General features: G+C 60.5%; 15 protein-coding genes. 3 read left to right on the top strand and 12 right to left on the bottom strand.

Annotated features, from left to right (window positions below):
* Positions 1 to 50 precede the first annotated feature (50 nt).
* Complete coding sequence (locus LGH70_RS21385) at positions 51 to 428, top strand: hypothetical protein (protein WP_226189861.1); 378 nt, start codon at positions 51 to 53, stop codon at positions 426 to 428.
* Positions 429 to 565: 137 nt separating this feature from the next.
* Positions 566 to 1,348: a TIGR00266 family protein gene (locus LGH70_RS21380; RefSeq protein WP_226189859.1), complete on the top strand. Its 783-nt coding sequence runs from the start codon at positions 566 to 568 to the stop codon at positions 1,346 to 1,348.
* Positions 1,349 to 1,378: 30 nt separating this feature from the next.
* Here LGH70_RS21380 and LGH70_RS23690 read toward each other — a convergent pair whose 3' ends face one another.
* From LGH70_RS23690 to LGH70_RS21365, 4 genes are all read right to left on the bottom strand, one after another.
* Positions 1,379 to 1,510, bottom strand: a complete 132-nt coding sequence (locus LGH70_RS23690; protein ID WP_262905432.1) for a hypothetical protein — start codon at positions 1,508 to 1,510, stop codon at positions 1,379 to 1,381.
* A gap of 367 nt (positions 1,511 to 1,877) precedes the next feature.
* Positions 1,878 to 3,395: a GH3 auxin-responsive promoter family protein gene (locus tag LGH70_RS21375; RefSeq protein WP_226189857.1), complete on the bottom strand. Its 1,518-nt coding sequence runs from the start codon at positions 3,393 to 3,395 to the stop codon at positions 1,878 to 1,880.
* A gap of 147 nt (positions 3,396 to 3,542) precedes the next feature.
* Positions 3,543 to 4,280 carry an LPS export ABC transporter ATP-binding protein gene (gene lptB, locus LGH70_RS21370; RefSeq protein ID WP_226189856.1) on the bottom strand — a complete coding sequence of 246 codons (738 nt, stop codon included), beginning with the start codon at positions 4,278 to 4,280 and terminating at the stop codon, positions 3,543 to 3,545.
* A 53-nt stretch (positions 4,281 to 4,333) separates the two neighbouring features.
* Complete coding sequence (locus LGH70_RS21365) at positions 4,334 to 6,175, bottom strand: M61 family metallopeptidase (RefSeq protein WP_226189855.1); 1,842 nt, start codon at positions 6,173 to 6,175, stop codon at positions 4,334 to 4,336.
* 117 nt (positions 6,176 to 6,292) lie between these two features.
* Between LGH70_RS21365 and LGH70_RS21360 the strand changes: the two genes are divergently transcribed.
* Positions 6,293 to 6,679 (top strand): DoxX family protein, encoded by a 387-nt coding sequence (locus LGH70_RS21360; protein ID WP_226189854.1) that lies wholly within the window; start codon positions 6,293 to 6,295, stop codon positions 6,677 to 6,679.
* Between the two features lie 25 nt (positions 6,680 to 6,704).
* On the opposite strand, the gene recJ is transcribed toward LGH70_RS21360, so the two are convergent.
* From recJ to LGH70_RS21320, 8 genes are all read right to left on the bottom strand, one after another.
* Complete coding sequence (recJ, locus tag LGH70_RS21355; RefSeq protein ID WP_226189853.1) at positions 6,705 to 8,429, bottom strand: single-stranded-DNA-specific exonuclease RecJ; 1,725 nt, start codon at positions 8,427 to 8,429, stop codon at positions 6,705 to 6,707.
* 440 nt (positions 8,430 to 8,869) lie between these two features.
* Positions 8,870 to 10,705, bottom strand: coding sequence for a tetratricopeptide repeat protein (locus LGH70_RS21350; protein WP_226189852.1), 1,836 nt, complete (start codon positions 10,703 to 10,705; stop codon positions 8,870 to 8,872).
* A 224-nt stretch (positions 10,706 to 10,929) separates the two neighbouring features.
* Complete coding sequence (locus LGH70_RS21345; protein WP_226189851.1) at positions 10,930 to 13,062, bottom strand: peptidylprolyl isomerase; 2,133 nt, start codon at positions 13,060 to 13,062, stop codon at positions 10,930 to 10,932.
* 132 nt (positions 13,063 to 13,194) lie between these two features.
* The gene (locus LGH70_RS21340; RefSeq protein WP_226189850.1) at positions 13,195 to 13,479 is read right to left on the bottom strand and encodes a hypothetical protein; all 285 of its coding nucleotides are present in this window, start codon (positions 13,477 to 13,479) and stop codon (positions 13,195 to 13,197) included.
* A gap of 18 nt (positions 13,480 to 13,497) precedes the next feature.
* Positions 13,498 to 14,091, bottom strand: a complete 594-nt coding sequence (lptC, locus tag LGH70_RS21335) for an LPS export ABC transporter periplasmic protein LptC (protein ID WP_226189848.1) — start codon at positions 14,089 to 14,091, stop codon at positions 13,498 to 13,500.
* Positions 14,084 to 15,433, bottom strand: coding sequence for a BamG family beta-barrel-assembly machinery protein (gene bamG, locus LGH70_RS21330; RefSeq protein WP_226189846.1), 1,350 nt, complete (start codon positions 15,431 to 15,433; stop codon positions 14,084 to 14,086). The genes lptC and bamG overlap by 8 nt, the downstream gene beginning before the upstream one ends.
* The gene (locus LGH70_RS21325; protein ID WP_226189844.1) at positions 15,420 to 16,163 is read right to left on the bottom strand and encodes a type III pantothenate kinase; all 744 of its coding nucleotides are present in this window, start codon (positions 16,161 to 16,163) and stop codon (positions 15,420 to 15,422) included. The genes bamG and LGH70_RS21325 overlap by 14 nt, the downstream gene beginning before the upstream one ends.
* Before the next feature lie 123 nt (positions 16,164 to 16,286).
* A complete protein-coding gene (locus tag LGH70_RS21320; RefSeq protein WP_226189842.1) occupies positions 16,287 to 18,128 on the bottom strand; it encodes a pseudouridine synthase in 1,842 nt (613 codons plus the stop codon).
* Positions 18,129 to 18,161: the final 33 nt, after the last annotated feature.

The following is an 18,161-nucleotide window of genomic DNA, read 5'->3' as shown; positions in this document are numbered from 1 at the left end:
TCGTTGGGAAGGGGCGCTGGCGTGGCAACCCCAACTACGGACGCGACATCATGGCTAAGAAACCCGTCAATAAGACCAAGAAAAACGACCCCGAGAAAAAAGCCCGGGTGCACAAAGACCTCGAAGGCTTCGAAATCAAGGTGAATCCGCTGGGAGAAATCACCTCGAACTACTCGATTGAGGAAATCAACACCTTCCTCAACCAGCACGTGCGTGACAAGAAGCTCGTGAACCGCGACGGACAATTCGGCGAAAAAGTAGAGGAGGAAGACGAGGACTTTCCACTCGAAAACGGCGCGGCCGAGCCCGAAGAATCGGATGAGGACTTCATGCGCCGCACCAGCAGCGAAACCAAGAAGAAGGGTGGCAAAAATGATCCGGAAGCCGATACCGAAAACGAAATCCGAGGGGAGCTAAGCAAAGAATAACCCCGGCTACCCGCCATAATAATCAGTACGCCAAGCCCTTCTCAAACGAGAAGGGCTTTTTATTTTCCTGCCGAGTCCCCGCAATTATTGCCAGTTCGCTATACTTGAATCCGTTATCTGACTTAACCTTTTTCCCTATGCAGTCCCACGACGTAGATTACCGCATTCTTGGCTCCGACATACAGGTGCTGGAAATTGAGCTGGACCCGAACGAAACTGTCATTGCCGAAGCCGGCGCCATGGTGTACATGGAAGAGGCCATAGCGTTTGAAACCAAGATGGGCGACGGCTCGGAGCCCGACCAGGGCATCTTGGGCAAGCTGTTTTCGGCCGGCACCCGCCTGATTACCGGCGAGTCGCTGTTCATGACCCACTTCACGCACCGCGGCGGCTACGGCAAAAGCCGCGTGGCTTTCTCGGCCCCCTACCCCGGCACCATCATTCCCGTCGACCTCAGCACCATGCCCCAGGGCCTTATTGTGCAGAAAGATGGCTTTCTGGCAGCGGCCCGGGGCACCAAAATTGGTATTCACTTCAACCAGAAGCTGGGCGCGGGCTTTTTCGGCGGTGAGGGCTTCATCCTGGAAAAGCTCACCGGCGATGGCAAAGCCTTTATTCACGCCGGCGGCACCATCATTGAAAAGCAGCTCAACAACGAGCTGCTGCGCGTGGACACGGGCTGCGTAGTAGCCTTCGAGCCCAGCATCAATTTCAGTATTGCACGCGCCGGTGGCCTAAAATCAATGATTTTTGGCGGCGAAGGGCTGTTGCTGGCGACACTGCAGGGCACGGGCCGGGTGTGGCTGCAGTCGATGCCGGTGAAGAAGCTGATTCAGGCGCTGGCACCGAATGGCGGCAATGCTTCGAAGGAGAGTGGTAGCGTTTTAGGTCGAATGGTGGGGGGAGTACTGGACCAATAATTGACTCTCGGATAACTGGCAGCGCCACGTTTATCGGTTCAATTCTGAATCGGTGAAGGTGGCGCTGGCTGTCTGGGCAGAAGCGTTGGATTTGTCCTGAGTGAGGTTGGCGGCAATAATTGCCAGGCTCGCCAGCAAAGCAAACACCAGCAGGCTGAGCAAGCCTAGCGTTGCTTTGGTACTTAGCGAAGATGGTTCCGAGGAACGGCTACGTTTCCGGCGGGACACGTAGGGGCGAGAGGAGGAGGTCGAAATAGCGGGCACGGGTGTGGTCGTGAACGTTAATAATCCGACAATATATGCTTTATTGGATTAAATCAACGCCATTTCGAGTGAAAATATTCTTAGTAGTAAAATTCTTATTGAAATAAGCACAACCATTTAATAATCAGTTTAGAACAGACACCCCCTAACGTCACAGCCTGTGTTATCTGCGTTGTTTAAATTTGTGTTTTAGGAAGTGCTTTGCCTTTTGCAATGGCCACTGAAACTAGCACTATACAAGGCCGCCGTATGGGGACGGCAGATGCTAAAGCTGCTGTAGAATTTCCTCCATGATTTCCCGGGAGTTGCTCAGCCGTGGCACTTTGTGCTGACCGCCCAACTTGCCTTTGCTGGCCAGCCAGCGCGTAAAGGCTCCGGAGCTGGCTACTGTGAGCAGTGGCGGCCCCAGCGCTAGGTCGCGGTGCCGCTTGGCGTCGTAGTCGGAGTTTAGCTGCCGTAACGTCTGGTCGAGGATGGTGCTGAAGTCGGCGGGCTGCTGGGGGGCGGTGCTAAATTCCACCAGCCATTGGTGCCCGCCGCGCGAGGTATCGGAAGCGTCGAAGTAGATGGGGGCCGCGGTGTAGTCACGGACGGTGGCGCCCGTAGCCTGGCAGGCGGCGGCTATGGCCGCATCGGCGTTTTCGATGACCACTTCTTCCCCGAAAGCATTCAAAAAGTGCTTCGTACGGCCCGTAATCCGAATGCGGTAGGGCGCCAGACTGGTAAAACGCACCGTATCCCCGATTTTGTAGCGCCACAGGCCGGCATTCGTCGTCATGACCAGCGCGTAGGTCTGGCCTAGCTCTACCTGCTCCAGCGTGAGCGTCTGCGGATTTTCGGCATCGAACTGCTCCAAGGGAATGAACTCGTAGTAGATACCGTGGTCAAGGAGCAGTAGCAGGTCTTCCGAATCGGGCTCGTCCTGCAGGGCAATGTAGCCTTCCGAGGCGTTGTAGATTTCCAGATAGCGCATCTGCTCCGAGGGAATCAACTGGCGAAACAGCTCCCGGTAGGGTCCAAAAGCCACGGCTCCGTGCAGAAACAGCCCCAGATTAGGCCATACTTCGGTGATGTTGTCGGCCCCGGCCAGCTCCGTGACGCGGCGCAATAACATAATCATCCAGGTAGGCACTCCGGCCAGCGCGGCCACGTTTACGTGGAGCACGTGGCGGGCAATCCGCTCAATCTTTTCCTCCCACTCATCCAGCAAGGCCAGCTCCAGAGGTGGAGTGCGCAGAAACTCGGCCCAGGACGGCAGGTTCTGCATAATCACGGCCGACACGTCGCCGACTCTGGACTCTGCTTCCAACGGCCGAAACGGGTTGGGTGCGTGCGTACCGCCCAACGACAGCGTTTTGCCGGACAGCACGCGGCTTTCGGGATAGATAACGGTGGCCAAGGCCGTCATGTCGCGGCCGGCGCGGTAGTGGCCCTCCTGCAACGACTCACGGGTGACGGGAATGTACTTGCTACGGGCGTTGGTCGTGCCGCTCGACTTGGCAAACCACTGCACCGTGCCCGGCCACAGCACGTCGGGCTCACCGCGCAGTACCCGCTCGATGGCCGGGTAGAGCTCCTCGTAGCTGCTGACGGGCACCCGCTGGGCAAACTCGCCGGCACTCGGTGCATCCGCAAACCCGTAGCGCTGCCCCCATTCCGTGGTGCGGGCCTTTAGCAGTAATTCCTGCAGTACCCGCGCCTGAACCTCATGCGGATTCTGGCGAAAATGGTCGATGCTGGCCAGCCGCCGCTGTACGGTCCACGTCAGAATAGAGTCAATCATTCAGGGTTCGTTGCCGGTGGTTCGGGAGCGGTTTGATGGTCGAGGGGGCCCATAAACGAAGCTCGCTGTGGATGGGTGGGGCGTATACGCAAATGTGGCCCGCGTAGCTGCCCCGCACAGGCCAACAAGCAGGCAGGCGGCGCAGCCTCAGACTTGTACGTTGCGTTTCAGCTCGAAATTCTTGCCCAGATACACCCGCCGCACGGTTTCGTCGGCGGCCAGTTCCTCGGCCGTGCCAGCCTTCAGCAGCTTGCCTTCGAAAAGCAGATAGGCCCGGTCGACGATGCTCAGCGTGGAGTTTACGTCGTGGTCGGTGATGAGAATACCGATGTTCTTGTTCTTGAGCTTGGCGACGATGCCCTGAATTTCTTCGGTAGCAATGGGGTCGACGCCGGCAAAGGGCTCGTCGAGCAGCACAAACTTGGGGCTGACGGCCAGCGCCCGGGCAATTTCAGTGCGCCGCCGCTCGCCCCCGCTCAGCACGCGGCCCAGGTTTTTGCGCACGTGGTTCAGGCTGAACTCGTCGAGCAGCTCCTCTACCTTGTCGCGCTGGGCCTGCTTGGGCATATCCGTCATTTCCAGCACCGACAGGATGTTTTCCTCCACCGACAGGTCGCGAAACACGGAAGCCTCCTGCGCCAGGTAGCCCACACCGCGCCGGGCCCGCTGGTAGATGGGCAGCTTGGTGATTTCCTCATCGTCCAGAAAAATGCGGCCGCTGTTGGGCTTCACCATGCCCACCGTCATGTAGAAACAGGTGGTTTTGCCGGCGCCGTTGGGGCCCAGCAGACCCACAATTTCGCCCTGCTCCACCGACAACGACATGTCGTTGACAACGGTACGGGACTTATAGGTTTTTACGAGGTGTTCAGCGCGCAGAATCATCAGTGCAAAGGTAGGCGTTAGAAAGCAGAAGCCTGAAGGCCAGCCGTAGCAGCCTAACCCAGCGGCTTCAGCACCTGATTGCGCAGCTGCAGCTGGGCCGGCGTAGGCGCGGCTACTTCCTCCACGCCATTTTTGACTTCCACCTCAAACTCCCGGGGCGTGGCCTGCCGTTCCTGGGCCGCCGCCGTGCCCGACTGAAACTGCAGGCGCACGGCATCGGCGGTGGTGGGCTCTACCAGGGGCCGCAGCATCTTCTCGGCGTTGGCCATCGTCACGGGTGTCCCGTTCACGGCCAGCACGGCGTCGCCGTCCTGCACGCCGAAGGCATTCTGATCAGGCTTGGTACTGGCCACGAAAAACTGCTTTTTATCGGTGTCGTAGCGGAAGCCCAGGCGGCCGAAGGCCTTCACGGTGCCGCGGCCGGTGGCCTGGTAGCGCCACCCAATTTTGTCGAAGTACTCGGCGTAGGGCAAAGGCTGCTTGCCAATGACGTACTGGTCGAAGAACTGCTGGATGGCGGGGTTGGTCAGGGCCACGACTTCGGGAATCAGCTCGGCATCTTCGAAGGAACGCGTGGGGCCGTATTTGGCGCGCAGGGCCAGCAGCACGTCGCGCAGGGTTTGCTTGCCCTGGCTCAGCTCCTGAATGCGGATATCGAGCAGAAAGCCGATGAGCGCGCCTTTGTCATACACGGTTTCGTACATGTCCTTGTAGGGTGCCTCCAGAATCTTGCGGCTCATCTCGGTGAACGATACGGCCGGGTGCTTGGCGGCCTTATCAATCTTGCCTTTCATCCGTTCCCGAAACTCGGCGGGCGTACTCAGGCCCCCGCGCACCTGTACCAGCTGGGCAATGTACTCCGTTACGCCCTCGTACAGCCACAGGTGCTGCGACATCTTGGGGTTGCGGAAGTCGAACTCCCCGATTTCGCGGCTGTGGATATTCAGCGGGGCCAGCATGTGCAGAAACTCGTGGGAGGCTACCTCCTGTACCATGCTGCGCAGGCCGTCCTCGTCGGGCACTTCGGGTAGGAAATACACCGACGAATACGAATGCTCCATGGCGCCGTAGCCGCCTTTTTTGCTGGCCAGCGGGGAGTTGAAGCTCGGGAAGTACATTAGGAAATGGTAGGTCGGCACGGGCATCTGGCCGAAGAACTTGGTCAGGGCCTCGGCCATGGGGCGCATAATCTCGCGTACCTGCACGGCCTTCACCGCCCCCGTTTCCGACACTACCGACACGGCAATGCGCGCCCCACCGGTGCTGAAGCTGGCCGTATCGGGGCGGCTGTAGAGAATGGGCGAGTCGGCCAGCTCCACGTAGCTGGCGGCCGTGAAGACGTCCTGGGTGGGCGTGGCACGGCGGGCGGCCAGGGAGCTGGCCCCGTAAAGGTCGGCCGGCTTGGCCACAGTTACCTGGTAGGGCTGCATCTTGTAGCCTTCGAGGTAGCCGTAGAGGCCGTAGTGGTTGAGCACGAAGTTCTGACCAGCCTCGAAGTTGGTGCCGCCGGGCTGGAAGATGAAGCTGTCGTCCTGCTTCACGTCCCAGGTGTCATTCACCAGGTACTCGATGCGGGCCAGGCTGGGGGCTTTGTCAATGATAAACAGGTTGTCGCCCTGCTGCTTCACTTTCAGCTTCTGGCCTTTGCGGTCGAGGGCCGTGAAGCCCTGCACGAAGCGGCCATAGTCTTTCTTGGAATACGAGCCGGGCACCACCGAGGGCATTACGTAGGTAGCCTGGGCTTCCTTCACCGGCGGCGTGTTGATAACCACCTTCACCTGGTCGTTGGTCGTGTGCTCCAGGTCGAGGGTAATCTGATAGCCAGCGGGCTGCTGGGCAACGGCGGGCATAGCGGTAGCCAGCCCAAGGCCCAGGGCGAGATATAACAATTTCATGCGGGAGGGAATAGTAACAGGGACTAGAGTTACAACGTCTGGCGAAGGTACGCAGTACGCCGGGTCAGCCAAAATTGCCCTTCTGAAACCCTTCGGTGAGAATTTCCCTGCTTTCTTATGCCGCGTCTTAAAACCATCAGCCGCTACACGCTGAGCCTGGTGTTCATTGGCGCCGGCCTGCTGCATTTCATCAAACCCGAACCGTACCTGCGCATCATGCCGCCGTATTTGCCCTGGCACCGGGAGCTGGTGCTTATCAGCGGCGTGGCGGAAGTAGCGCTGGGCCTGTTGCTCCTACCCTCCCGCACCCGGCGCGGGGCCGCCTGGGGCATCATTGCGCTGTTGCTAGCCGTGTTTCCGGCCAACGTGTACATGGCCCAAACCAGCGGCGCGGGCCTGGGCGTAGCGCCCTGGCTGCTCTGGGCCCGGCTACCCTTGCAGGCAGTGCTCATCTTGTGGGCATGGTGGCACACGCGGCCCGACGAAGCACGCGCTACATCCTAGGCACCGAAGCGCTCAGCCAGTTCAGCTATTCTACCCAGCGAATATCCTTCACCCGCAGTTGCAGGGTGCGCTGCCCGCGGTACTCGTTTATTTCCACCGTGTAGCACACGTTAAACGGGTGCCCGTCGGAAATTCGCTCCTGGTACTCGCCCAGCCCAAAGCCAATGGCATCCACGGTGTGGTGGCCGTCCTGGGTCAGGGTCAGCTTCAGGTGGGAGTTGCCCACGATGCGGGCCGAGTCTGGGGTGGCATACACGTACTCCGACTCGAATACCGGATTGGGGTTGCCGGGGCCGAAGGGCTCCATCTGGTGCAGCAGCTTGTAGAAGCTCTCGGTGATGTCGGCCAGCTTCAGCACGCTGTCGATTTCCACCGGCGGAATCAGCTGCTCGGGCAGAATACGGCCGGCTACTACCTGCTCGAACCGCTCCCGGAACTTGGGCACGTTTTCGACCGGCAGCGTGAGGCCGGCGGCATACATGTGCCCGCCGTACTGGTCGAGCAAATCGGCGCACTCACTGATGGCCTGGTGCACGTCGAAGCCCACTACCGAGCGGGCCGAGCCGGTGGCCTTACCGTTGCTCTGGGTCAGGATGATGGTGGGCCGGTAGTACTTGTCGAGGCAGCGCGAGGCCACAATGCCGATGACGCCCTTGTGCCAGTCTTCCTTGTAGAGCACCGTGGAGCTGGCGTTGCGCAGCGAGGCATCGTCCTCAATCATGCTCAAAGCCTCTTTGGTGATGCTGGTATCGAAGCCGCGGCGCTCAATGTTGGTTTTATCCACCACGCCGGTTTTCTCCACCGCTTCTTCCTTGCTTTCGGCCAGCAGCATAGCTACCGAGCGTTTGGCGTCGCCCATGCGGCCCGCCGCGTTGATGCGGGGGGCAAAGCCAAACACGAGGCTGCTGATCGTCAGCTCCCCGTCGCGCAGGCCGGCCAGCTCGCGCAGAGCTGCCACGCCGGGCCGCTGCCCCTGCACCCGGTCGTTGAGCAGGCGCAGGCCGTGGTAGGCCAGAATGCGGTTTTCACCGGTGATGGGTACAATATCGGCCGCAATGCTGATGGCCACCAGATCCAGCAGCTCATACAGCGGCGCCTGGTCCATGCCCAGGTGCTGGCACAAAGCCTGCATCAGCTTGAAGCCCACGCCGCAGCCGGAAAGCTCCTTGAAAGGGTATTCGCAGTCGGCGCGCTTGGGGTCGAGTACGGCCACGGCCTTGGGCAGCTCGGTCCCGGGCAAGTGGTGGTCACAGATAATGAAGTCGATGCCCCGCTCGTTGGCGTAGTCAATCCGGTCGATGGCCTTCACGCCGCAGTCGAGGGCAATGATGAGGCTGAAGTTCTGAGCAACGGCGAAATCGATGCCGGCGTCGGAAATGCCGTAGCCTTCCTTGTAGCGGTCCGGAATGTAGTAGTCGACCCGCTCGGGACCGAACAGGGTGCGCAAATAGGAAAATACGACAGCTACCGAGGTGGTGCCGTCCACGTCGTAGTCGCCGAACACCAGCACCTTCTGGCCTTCGTGCAACGCGGTCAGGAGGCGTTCCACGGCCCGGTCCATGTCGCGCATGCGCAGCGGATCAGGAAGATGGTCGAGGCTGGGCCGGAAGTATTCGTAGGCTTCGTCGTAAGAACACACCCCGCGCTGGCAGAGCAGCGCGATGATGGCCTCGTTTACGCGCAGGGCGTCAGCCAGGTGACTGACCTTGGTAGGTTCAGGCGCAGGCTTGCGGATCCATCTTTTTTCCATGATTCAGCGGCGGGCCCTAACGGGCGTTATCTTCAAAAGTAAGAAGAAAACGGCGGTCCTTCCGAATACCGGCGTTTTGGCGCGGGCTGAATTCCTATTTTTGCCTTCCTCTTGCCCGAGCCCGCACCCATGAAGAAGCTGATTGCCTTTTACAAGCAGTACAAACAGTACATCCTGACCGACGGGCTGATGTATCTGATATTCCTGCTGGCCCTGGCCATCATGTTCACCTTCTTCCGGTAAGCAATTATTACCTGCGGCCATCAGTCCGAGCAGCGCGAGGAATCTCGCGTGCTGACGTTGCTGGAGAAAGAACAGCCTAGACAATATTGTCATGCTGAGCTTGCCGAAGCATCTCTACTGCAGCAGTAATTAATTGCCATTGCAACGAAGCGGTAGAGATGCTTCGGCTGCGCTCAGCATGACGTTCAACACGCCGACTAGTTTACTGCGTCGCCGCGCAGCTTGCGGAAGCGCTTGCGGGCTTCCGCCGTGTAAATGCTGCCGGGGTATTTCACCAGCAGCTGGTTGTAGAGCGTTTTAGCTTTTTCGCGGTCCTGCAGGTTTTCCTCGGCAATGCTGGCCGTCAGAAACAGGGCGTCGTCGCTGAGCACGTCGTATTTAGGGTTGGCCGTAATCTTCTCCAGCGTGGTGAGGGCCGCCGGGTAGTCGCCCATGCGGCGCTGCAGCTGGGCCTTCAGGTACCAGGCATCGTCGGTGAGGGCGTGGCCGGGGTACTTCTGCAGGAGGTTATCGAGGCCCTTGAGGGCGGCAGGCAGCTTATTCTGGAACACGAGCAGCTCCACGGCCGAGTAGTCGCGCAGGGCCACGCCCGAGGTGTCCATGGCCGTGTTGTCGGTGATGAGCAGGCTGAGTTGCATGGCGTCGTTAGCAATTTCGCGGCTGGTGGCTTCCTTCAGAATGTCCAGGTGGCTTTTGGCCAGCTTGAAGTCGCCGGCGTAGTAGCTCAGGCGGGCATTGCGCAGCTTGGCCTCGTAGCCCACCGGCGAGTCTTTGTGCGACTTCTCCACCTGCGAATACAATAGCGTGGCTTCCCAGGGCTCACTGCGCAGCAGGAAAATGTCGGCCAGGTTGATTTTGGCTTCATCCACCACGTCGAGGCTGGCGCGGGGCAGGTCGATTACCTCCTGCAGCATGGTCATGGCCTTGTCCTTCTCATCGAGCTGGAAGGCATACAGGGCTGCCATGTTGCGCAGCACCGGAGCGGTTTCGGGCGTTTTACCCAGCTCCGTCAGCACCTGCTGGTACTCCCCGATCAGGCCGCGGATCTTGGCCGGGTCGACGGGGTAGGTGGAGCGCACCTGCTCCTCGCGGGCCTGCACCAGCCGCTGCCGGGCCAGGCGGTAGTACATGCCGCTGCGGTACTCGCGCGTCACGTAGTCGAAGCCGGCAATGGCGCTTTCGTAATCTTTGTTGCGCTGGGCAATGCTGGCCAGCTCCATCACGCGGGCTCCGTCGGTGCGGCCGCGCCGGTCGAGGGCTTTGGCCTGTACTAGGGCCCCGGTAAAGTCGCGGCGCTGGGTCTGGAGCCACAACAGCAGCTCGCTGTACACAGCCCGCTCGGGAAACTTCTGCACGTTGGCAAACAGCACCTTCTCTAGGGCATCGAAATCCTTGTCTTCGCGCAGGCTGTTCTGCAGCATGTTGCGCACGAAAGGCAGCTGCTGCTCGTCGTCCTGCACCAGGCGCAGGGTTTCGCTCATCACCTTATCCGTCTGGCCCGACTGGGTGTAGAGCTGAATCAACTGGGGCGCATACTCGGTGTCGTCTTTAGTCAGGATGCGGCCCTTCAGGTAGGTTTTCTCGGCCCAGTCCGGCAGGTTGCGGCGCATGAATTCGGTAGCAACAGGCGCTACCTGGGCCGCCGTCAGCTGGCTCACGACCCGCTCGTACTGCTTGGTGGCGGCCGGGGCGTCGCCGGCGGTGGTGTAGAGGCTGCCCAGCGCCACGCCGTAGGATGGCTCCTCGGGGCGCTGACGAATGGCCTTTTTCACCAGCTTTTCCGCCTCCTTGTAGCGCTTCAGGTTTTCGAGCACCGTCAGGTATTCGGGCAATACGTTGGGGGCCGCCTGCTCCTCGCTGCGCAGCCGACCGAAAAGAAAGGCAGCCTTCTCGTTTTCGCCCTTGCGCGCATACTCCCGGGCCAAGGCAATGCCGCCGTCATCTTGGGCCTGCACCGCGTGCAAACCCAGCCCCAGGCACAGCACCAAAGCCGAACCAACCTTTGTAAACCGACGCAAAGAAAACAGACGCATAGCGCAGAAGTCAATCAAGTAATAGTCTGAGACTGTAAACCGGGGCGGGCCTACTTTCATTCACTCCGGTTTGAAAACCAGCTTGCTAACGTACAACCGGCCCCTGGCGGACTTGTCTACGGCCGAAAAGAAGCCGCTGGAGAAGGCAAGGCTGCTTGTGGGCAAACAAAAAGGGCTGTACCCGAAGATACAGCCCTTTTTCGTGCTTCTGGTTTTCTAGTGGCCTAGAAGAACTTGGTGCGCTCGTCTTTGATGTTGGCGTTGGCCTTCACCGCTTCGTAGATGGCACCATCGGCGCGGGCCGTGCGCTGAGCCGTCAGTTGCTGACGAATCTGCTTCACATCGGCGGGAGCAGTGGGCTTCTCTACTTTCACGGGCTCTACAATCAGCACACCCTGCTCACCCTGGAACGGGGCCGACTGCTGACCGGGCTTCACCCCAAAGGCTTTGCCCACGGCCAGAGGCTCACCGCCCAGGCCCTGAATTACGCCGGTGCCGAGCACCACGTTGTCAGCGGTTTTCACCTGAGCCGTGGGGCCGTAAGCGGCGGCAATCTGCTCCAGCGTGCCTTTCTTACCGTTCAGCTTAGCAATGATCTGCTTGGCTTTCTCCTCGTTGCGCACGGCAGCCGTCAGCTCGGGCTTCAGGCTGGCTACGGTGGCGGTGCCTTTGGCGCGCTCCTCGGTCAGGACAGCAATTACGTACTGGTCGCCCAGCTCGTACACTTCCGATATGTCACCGATTTCGGTTTTCTTGCCACCGGGGTTGGCCCCATAGGCCCAGCGCACTACTTCGCGGGCATTCTGGATGTTGTTCACCGCCCGGTCGCTGGCACCCAGACCTTTGGCCTCCTGCTTCTGCAGGGTCTTGTCGGCGGCTACGGCCGCGCGGAACGAAGCCAGATCCGTGGCTTTACCCTTCAGCTCCTGCGCCCGGGCGTAGGCAGCTTCGCGGGTAGCCTCAGAGGGCACGATGCTTTTCTGCACGGCCGCAATCTGGTAGGTCTGGTTGGTTTTGGGAGCGGTAACCTTGATGATGTGGTAACCGAAGGAAGTCTCTACGGGGTTGGGCAACAAGCCGGCCGAGGTAGCACCGAATACGGCTTTCTCGAACTCGGGCACCATGCGGCCCTGCGTAAACCAGCCCAGGTCGCCGCCAGTAGCGGTGGTACCGTCGGTGCCGAACTGACGCGCCATGGCGGCGAAGTCAGCGCCACCTTTGATTTTGGCCAGCAGGTCTTTGGCTTTGGCCAGGGCCGCGGCTTTGGCTTCGGGCGTGGTGCCTTCGGTCTTGATCAGGATGTGGCTGGCGCGGGCGGCAGGCTGGGCACCGGCTTTCTGGCCGGTTACTTTGAAGATGGAATACAGGCCGTTTTCGGCGTAGGGGCCATATACCTGACCAACCGTGAGGGGCAGCTGCTGACGCAGCTTCTCGGGCATATCGGCCGGCGACACGTAGGCCGAGCTGTAGGGGTGCTCGGGGTCGGTGTTTAGCTTGGCAAACAGCGAATCGTTGGGAGCGGTACGGAACTGGGCAGCCAGCTCGTCTACCGATTTGCGAACGGCCGTGCTGTCTTCCACCGAAGCCGTTACCGGAATGGTCACGTACTCGATAGTACGGCCGTCTTCCACTTTGTAGCGGGCTTTGTTCTTGTCGAGGTAGGCCTGCAGCTGCGCATCGGTCACCTTCACGGCCGAATCCGAAATCGAGAAGTAAGGCACGAACAGGTAGCGGATGCTAGCGCGCGTGTTCTGGTTCTCGTTGTAGAGCTTGGCTTCGGCCGTCGTTACGTAGGTCGAGAGCTTGAGCAGGTTGTTGTACTTGTTGCCCATGCGCTCGGCGGGCAGGTTGGCTTCGAAATTGCGCCACGCGTCCTGCGACTGAGGGGGCAGCTTTTCGAGGTTGCGCAGGTACTCAATCACCTTAGTGCGGTCGAACTGGCCGGTCTGCTGGTCGGTGAAGGCTTGGCGGATGCTGGGATGAATGTTCTTGCCCTGCACCATGTCGGTCAGCTCGTCATCCGATACCGTGATGCCCAGCTTTTCGAACTCCTTCTGGAAGGCAATGCGGTAGATGGTCTGGTTCCAGGCCTGGTCGCGCAGGTAGCCCATCGTGGCTTCGTCGGGCTGGCGGCCCTGCTGCTGGATGAAGTTTTGCTTGGCCTGCTCCAGGGCAGCCTGAAACTGTTCGTAGTCTACTTTTTCGCCGGCTATTTCGCCTACCGAATTATCATTACGGTTAAACAGACGGTTGTTACCGCCTATCAGGTCTCCCCCGACGATAAAGAGCAGCAAGCCGATGGCGACGATGCCAACAGCCCAACTCGATTTTTCTCGGATCGTGTTAATTAATGCCATTTACTTGAAAAAAAGCGCGGTAAGAGAAGTAGAAAGAGGCGCAAAATAACCAGAATCTGCCGGACATTCAAAGCCAGCCGAATGCAACGCCGCCCGCGGGCGGGTACGGAGACGCAACTTTCAGGTAGAAAGCTAGTTTCGGGGCTTCTTGCGGGGTTCGGCTATGCCGGATTTTGTCGGCGTTTTTGGGGCTTGCCGCTGCTGCGCCAGGAAGTTGGCTTCCTTTTCCCGCTGTTTGAGGTAGCGGTAGTACATAATGCAGCCCAGGGAAATCATGAACAGCCAATAATTGCGCTGCAGGCTTTCCAGGGGCACCTTGGGGTTGTTTTCTACCAGCGTCTGGTACACCCCGATGACGAAAGTGACGACGCCCAGCGAAAACAGGATGGTGCGTCCCATGGACGGGTCGATGCGCATGCTCATACGGGTAAATCGTTATTGCTTTGGAGCATCCGGGTTGATGCTGAACACGCCGGTAGGCTCCGCAATGCTGTAGCGCGAAAAGTCCTGGTTGGCCGTCAAGCCTTTACCCGTCAGGATTTCGGTTTGGGTCTGCACCCGCACCAAGGTGGCTGGCTGGGTGTAGATGATGGCCTTGACCCGGTCGTAGAACAGCTCTTCGGTGTTCATCTTCTGCTGCTTCACCTGGTTGGCCACGCGCACGTCGCCGCGCACCACATACAGGTTTTTGGCCTTGTCGTACTTGGCGTACTTGCCCTCCAGGGTGTTAATTACCGTGCGGCCGCCTTCCCCGTAAAAGCTCACCTTCACGCCCTTAGGGTAGATCTGGTCCCCGGTTTCGAAGGTTTGCTCCAGCGGGGCCGTGAGCCGGATCTGCAGCTCGGCCGAGTCGCTGAGCAGGGTCAGTACGTTGGTCGTCTCGGCGGCCGGGCCGGTATACACAACCTTCTTCTTGGCGACTTCCGTTTCCTTTTCCTGACAGCCCGCGCTACTGCCTGCTGCCAGCAGAACACCCCACAACAACCAACTTGCGCGCTGAACCGGCATAGCGAAACGGACCTTACTCAATCCGACGTTTGATAAACCAACGGTTATTCAGCGTCACGCCCAGTTGCATGCGGATGTAATCTTCCTTCACGTTGCTGATCGTGCGCGAGGTGCCGCCTTCCACCAGGGTGCTGGCGTCGGTGTTGCCGCGCTGCCCGTAGGTGAAGCCCAGGCTGACCACGGTGGCATCGAGGGGCGTAGCCGAGGGCATGGGGAAAGCAAAGCCCCAGCTCACGGCCCGGTCGTAGAGGGTTTTGCCATTGGGGCGGTAGGGCAGCTGGCTTACGCTAAGGCCGGCCCGGTAGCTGATGCGCTTAAAGTAGTTCTCGACCGAGGTAGCATCGGGCGTGTACTCGCCGCCCAGGCCCAGGCGCAGGGTGTTGTCGAGCGGAATGGTGGCCCCGATACCGCTGAAGCCTTTGAATTTGGACCACTGCTGCTGGGCCACGTCCAGGCTGGCGCTCCAGTTCTTGTTGTTGTCGAAGCTGACGCCCAGCTGCGCGAGGGCCGGCAGGTTGGCGGCACCTTTCTCGTCGTTGGCCAGCGTTATCTGCTCCAGCACCAGCCCGTTCACATCCGTGCGGCTGAGCGTGGTAGTGCGGGTGCCGCTCAGGTTGCTTTTGAAGCTATAAACCGCGCCCAGGTTGTAGTTGAGCTTTTCACTGGCCTTGCCGCGGTAGTGCACGCCACCCCGGAAAGCAAAGTCTGAGTAATGAACCCGGTCGTTGAGGGCCGACTTGGTAATGTCGTCCGTGGTGGTAGTGCCGGCTGGCACCACGGTAGAGCCCACGGATTCATCTATCGTTCCGAACACATACGCCGCCGTAACGCCAACCGAGAGGCCCTTAGCCAGCCGGTAGGCGTGCGACATATAGGCCTCGGAGATTTCGCCTTCCCCTTTCTGCTGAATAATCTGAGTGCTGTTCGGGTCGTTGGCTACCGTGCCCACGTTGTTTGACTCGTAGTCGACCGAGCTTAGCGGACGCAGACCAACGGATGCGGCCCAGCTTTTGGAGATGGGCAGGCTCAGGGCCAGATAGCTCAGGTTGCCGCTGCCGGTCTTGTTAGAAGACGTAGCGTTACGCAGCGTTTTGTACTGCCCGTTGAAGCCTACTTCGTAGGTGGTGCGGGCCGTATAGTACAGCAGCGCCGGATTCAGATCGTTGACGTTGATGCTGTTAGGCGCGGCCACGCCGACGCCGCCCATGCCCATCTGCCGCACCCCGCCCACGTTGGCGCTGTAGTCGCCCAGCCCCAGGCGCGAATAGGGAGAGTTGCCCAGGCCTTGGCCATAGACGTTGGGGGCGGCCATCAGGCCCAATACTACCAGCCCTACAAAGCCAGCGGATTTAGTTTTCAACATTATGCACCAGTATTCGGTGAAGCCCAATGAGCACGAGCTCCGGAATGACAAAGATACGGCCTTTCAGCCGTGGTTGAAAAAAGCCGGCGTCGCCCCCGGCCAGTACCACGCGCAGCCCAGGATTCTGGGCCTGATACGCGTCAATAAAACCGTTGACTTCGGCCACGGCTCCGTTCAGCACGCCGCTTCGAATAGCGGCCTGCGTATCGTCGCCGGTCAGGGTCACGGGAGCCGCCGTGTCAGTCGGCATTGCTACCAACGGCAGGCGGCCGGTAAACGTGTGCAGGGCCTCAAACCGCAACCGGAGTCCCGGCGCGATGCTGCCGCCCCGAAACGTGCGTCCGTCTTCCACCCAGTCGCACTTGATGGCCGTGCCCGCATCAATGATGAGCGTGCTTTGGCCCGGCCAGAACCAGGCAGCTCCTGCGGCCGCGGCCAGTCGGTCGGCGCCCAGCGTGTGGGGCGTAGCGTAGGCATTGCGGATGGGCAAGGACGTGGTGGCCGGCACAAACTCCAGCACCCGGCCCCGCACCAGCTGCTGCCACTGCTGCGCCCAGCGGCCGGTATCCTCGGCCACGGAACTGACCACCACGTGCTGCGGCGTCAGCCTGGCCAGCAAGGTATTCACCTGCTCCACGGCCGGTAGCACCGCCGTTTCCAGCAGTACGTCACCCTCGAAGCAGCCGTATTTCACGGCAGTGTTGCCAATATCGAGGGCCAGGGTACGCATGAGGAAAGAAGACAGAGAGGTGCTTACTGGTTTCAAGCCAGCTTGCTGGTGCCGCCGCAGGGCGCGGCCGTAAACCAAACAGGCTGGCTGTATGAGTCAACAGCCAGCCTGCAGGTTGCTTGGTTACAGGAAATACTTCAGTCGGATAACTTCCTTTTCGCTCAGGAAGCGCCATTTGCCGCGGGGCAGGTCCTTTTTGGTAAGGCCCGCGTACTGCACCCGGTCCAGGGTCACGACCTCGTAGCCCAGATGCTCGAAGATGCGGCGCACGATGCGGTTACGACCCAGATGCAGCTCGATACCCACGAAGTGCGGGTTGCCCGCTACCACGGCAACGTCATCCACATCGGCTTTGCCATCCTCCAGCTCCACACCGGCCGCAATTTTGCCCAGGTCCTCTTCCGTCAGCGGCTTGTTCAGCTCTACCTGGTAGATCTTCTTGTTCTTGTGTGAGGGGTGCGAGAGTTTCTGTGCTACTTCGCCATCGTTGGTGAACAGCAGCAGGCCCGTCGTGTTGCGGTCTAGGCGACCTACCGGGAAGATGCGCTCCTTTGAGGCCGAAGCCACCAACTCCATTACCGTGCGGCGGCCTTCGGGGTCGTCGGTGGTTGTCAGGAAGTCCTTCGGCTTGTTGAGCAGCACGTACACGTGCTTTTCCCGCTTCAGGTTGGTCTTGCCGTACTGCACCGTGTCGGTGGGCTGCACCTGGTAGCCCATTTCCGTCACCACCTCCCCGTTCACCTTAATTTCGCCAGCGGCAATTAGCGCATCGGCTTCCCGGCGCGAGCAAATGCCAGCATTGGCGATGTAGCGGTTCAGCCGCGTCGTGTCGGCCTGCTCTTCCTCATCGCGCCGGCGCTTGTTGCCGCGGTTTTTGTCTTCCTCGTAGTGGCGCAGGTTGCGGTAGTCGGGCGCTTCGCCGGCTACTTCACCCCGCTTGGGCTTATCAGCCCGGTTGTCAAACGCTGGCTTGGCTGGGCGTTCCGTGCGCTCGGGCCGGTCCCCGTAAGGCCGGGCCTCCCGCTTGTCGCCATAGGCTGGCTTATCGCCGAATGCACGCGGCTTGGCGTCGCCGCCACGCGACGCACCTTTGTCGCCATACGGCTTGCTGCCAAAGCTAGGTCGCTCACCGAAGCTGCGATTGCCGAAACCACCTTCGCGGCGGTCGGGCGTGCTCCGCCGCTCATCCCGGTCGCGGCTAAAGCCACCCTCACGGCGCTCGGGCCGCTGGCCTTCCTCCCGGTTGAAACCGTTCTCCCGACGTTCAGCGCGAGGCTGCTCGTCGCGGTTGAAGCCTTCCGGCACGCCACGAAAGTCGAACGGACGCGCCGGCCGGATGGCCCGGTTGGGCCCGGTGTCGCCGTCGCGCTCCTCGCGGTGGAAATCTACCGGGGGCTCGGGCATGCTGGGCTTAGGCTGAGCGAACGGATTTACCTTATTGAACTTACGGTTCCGCTCACCGGCACCACCGCGGGGCACGGCGGGCTTGCCTTCCTGCCGGTAGGGCTGGCCGGGCCAGTTGGCCTTGGGGTTGTAGGGCTGAGCAGGACGCTCGTCGCGGCGCTCTTCGTTACGGCCCTCAAAGCGGCGCGGACCATTGCGGTCATTGTCGCGGCCGAAGGAGCGGCGGTCGTCGCCTCCTTCGCGGCGGGGGCCACCAAAACCGCCCCGGTTGCCAGCGCCCTCGTTACGGCCGAAGCCGCCGGAGCTGTTGCCGAACTTACGCGGGCCACCCTCGCTGCCGCCGAAGCGGTTGCCGCCCCCATAGCTCGGACGGTCGGAAGAAGGGCGCGAGGAGAAGTCGCGGCCACCGGAATCATTGCCGGAGCGGCTACCACCAAACCCACCTTCGCCGGGGCGGGAAGTGAATTTGCGCGGCCCACCGCTGTTGCCAAAATTGCCGGCCGGCCGGTCGCCGGGGCGTCCCCGCCGGGCGGAGTTATCGTTGTTGTGTTTCTTGCCCATGGTTGCAAGTATAAGTGCCGTATCGCTACGGTA

The sequence above is a fragment of the Hymenobacter nitidus genome, from assembly GCF_020447315.1.
Classification (GTDB): domain Bacteria; phylum Bacteroidota; class Bacteroidia; order Cytophagales; family Hymenobacteraceae; genus Hymenobacter; species Hymenobacter nitidus.
This window is presented reverse-complemented; position numbering and strand designations above follow the sequence as displayed.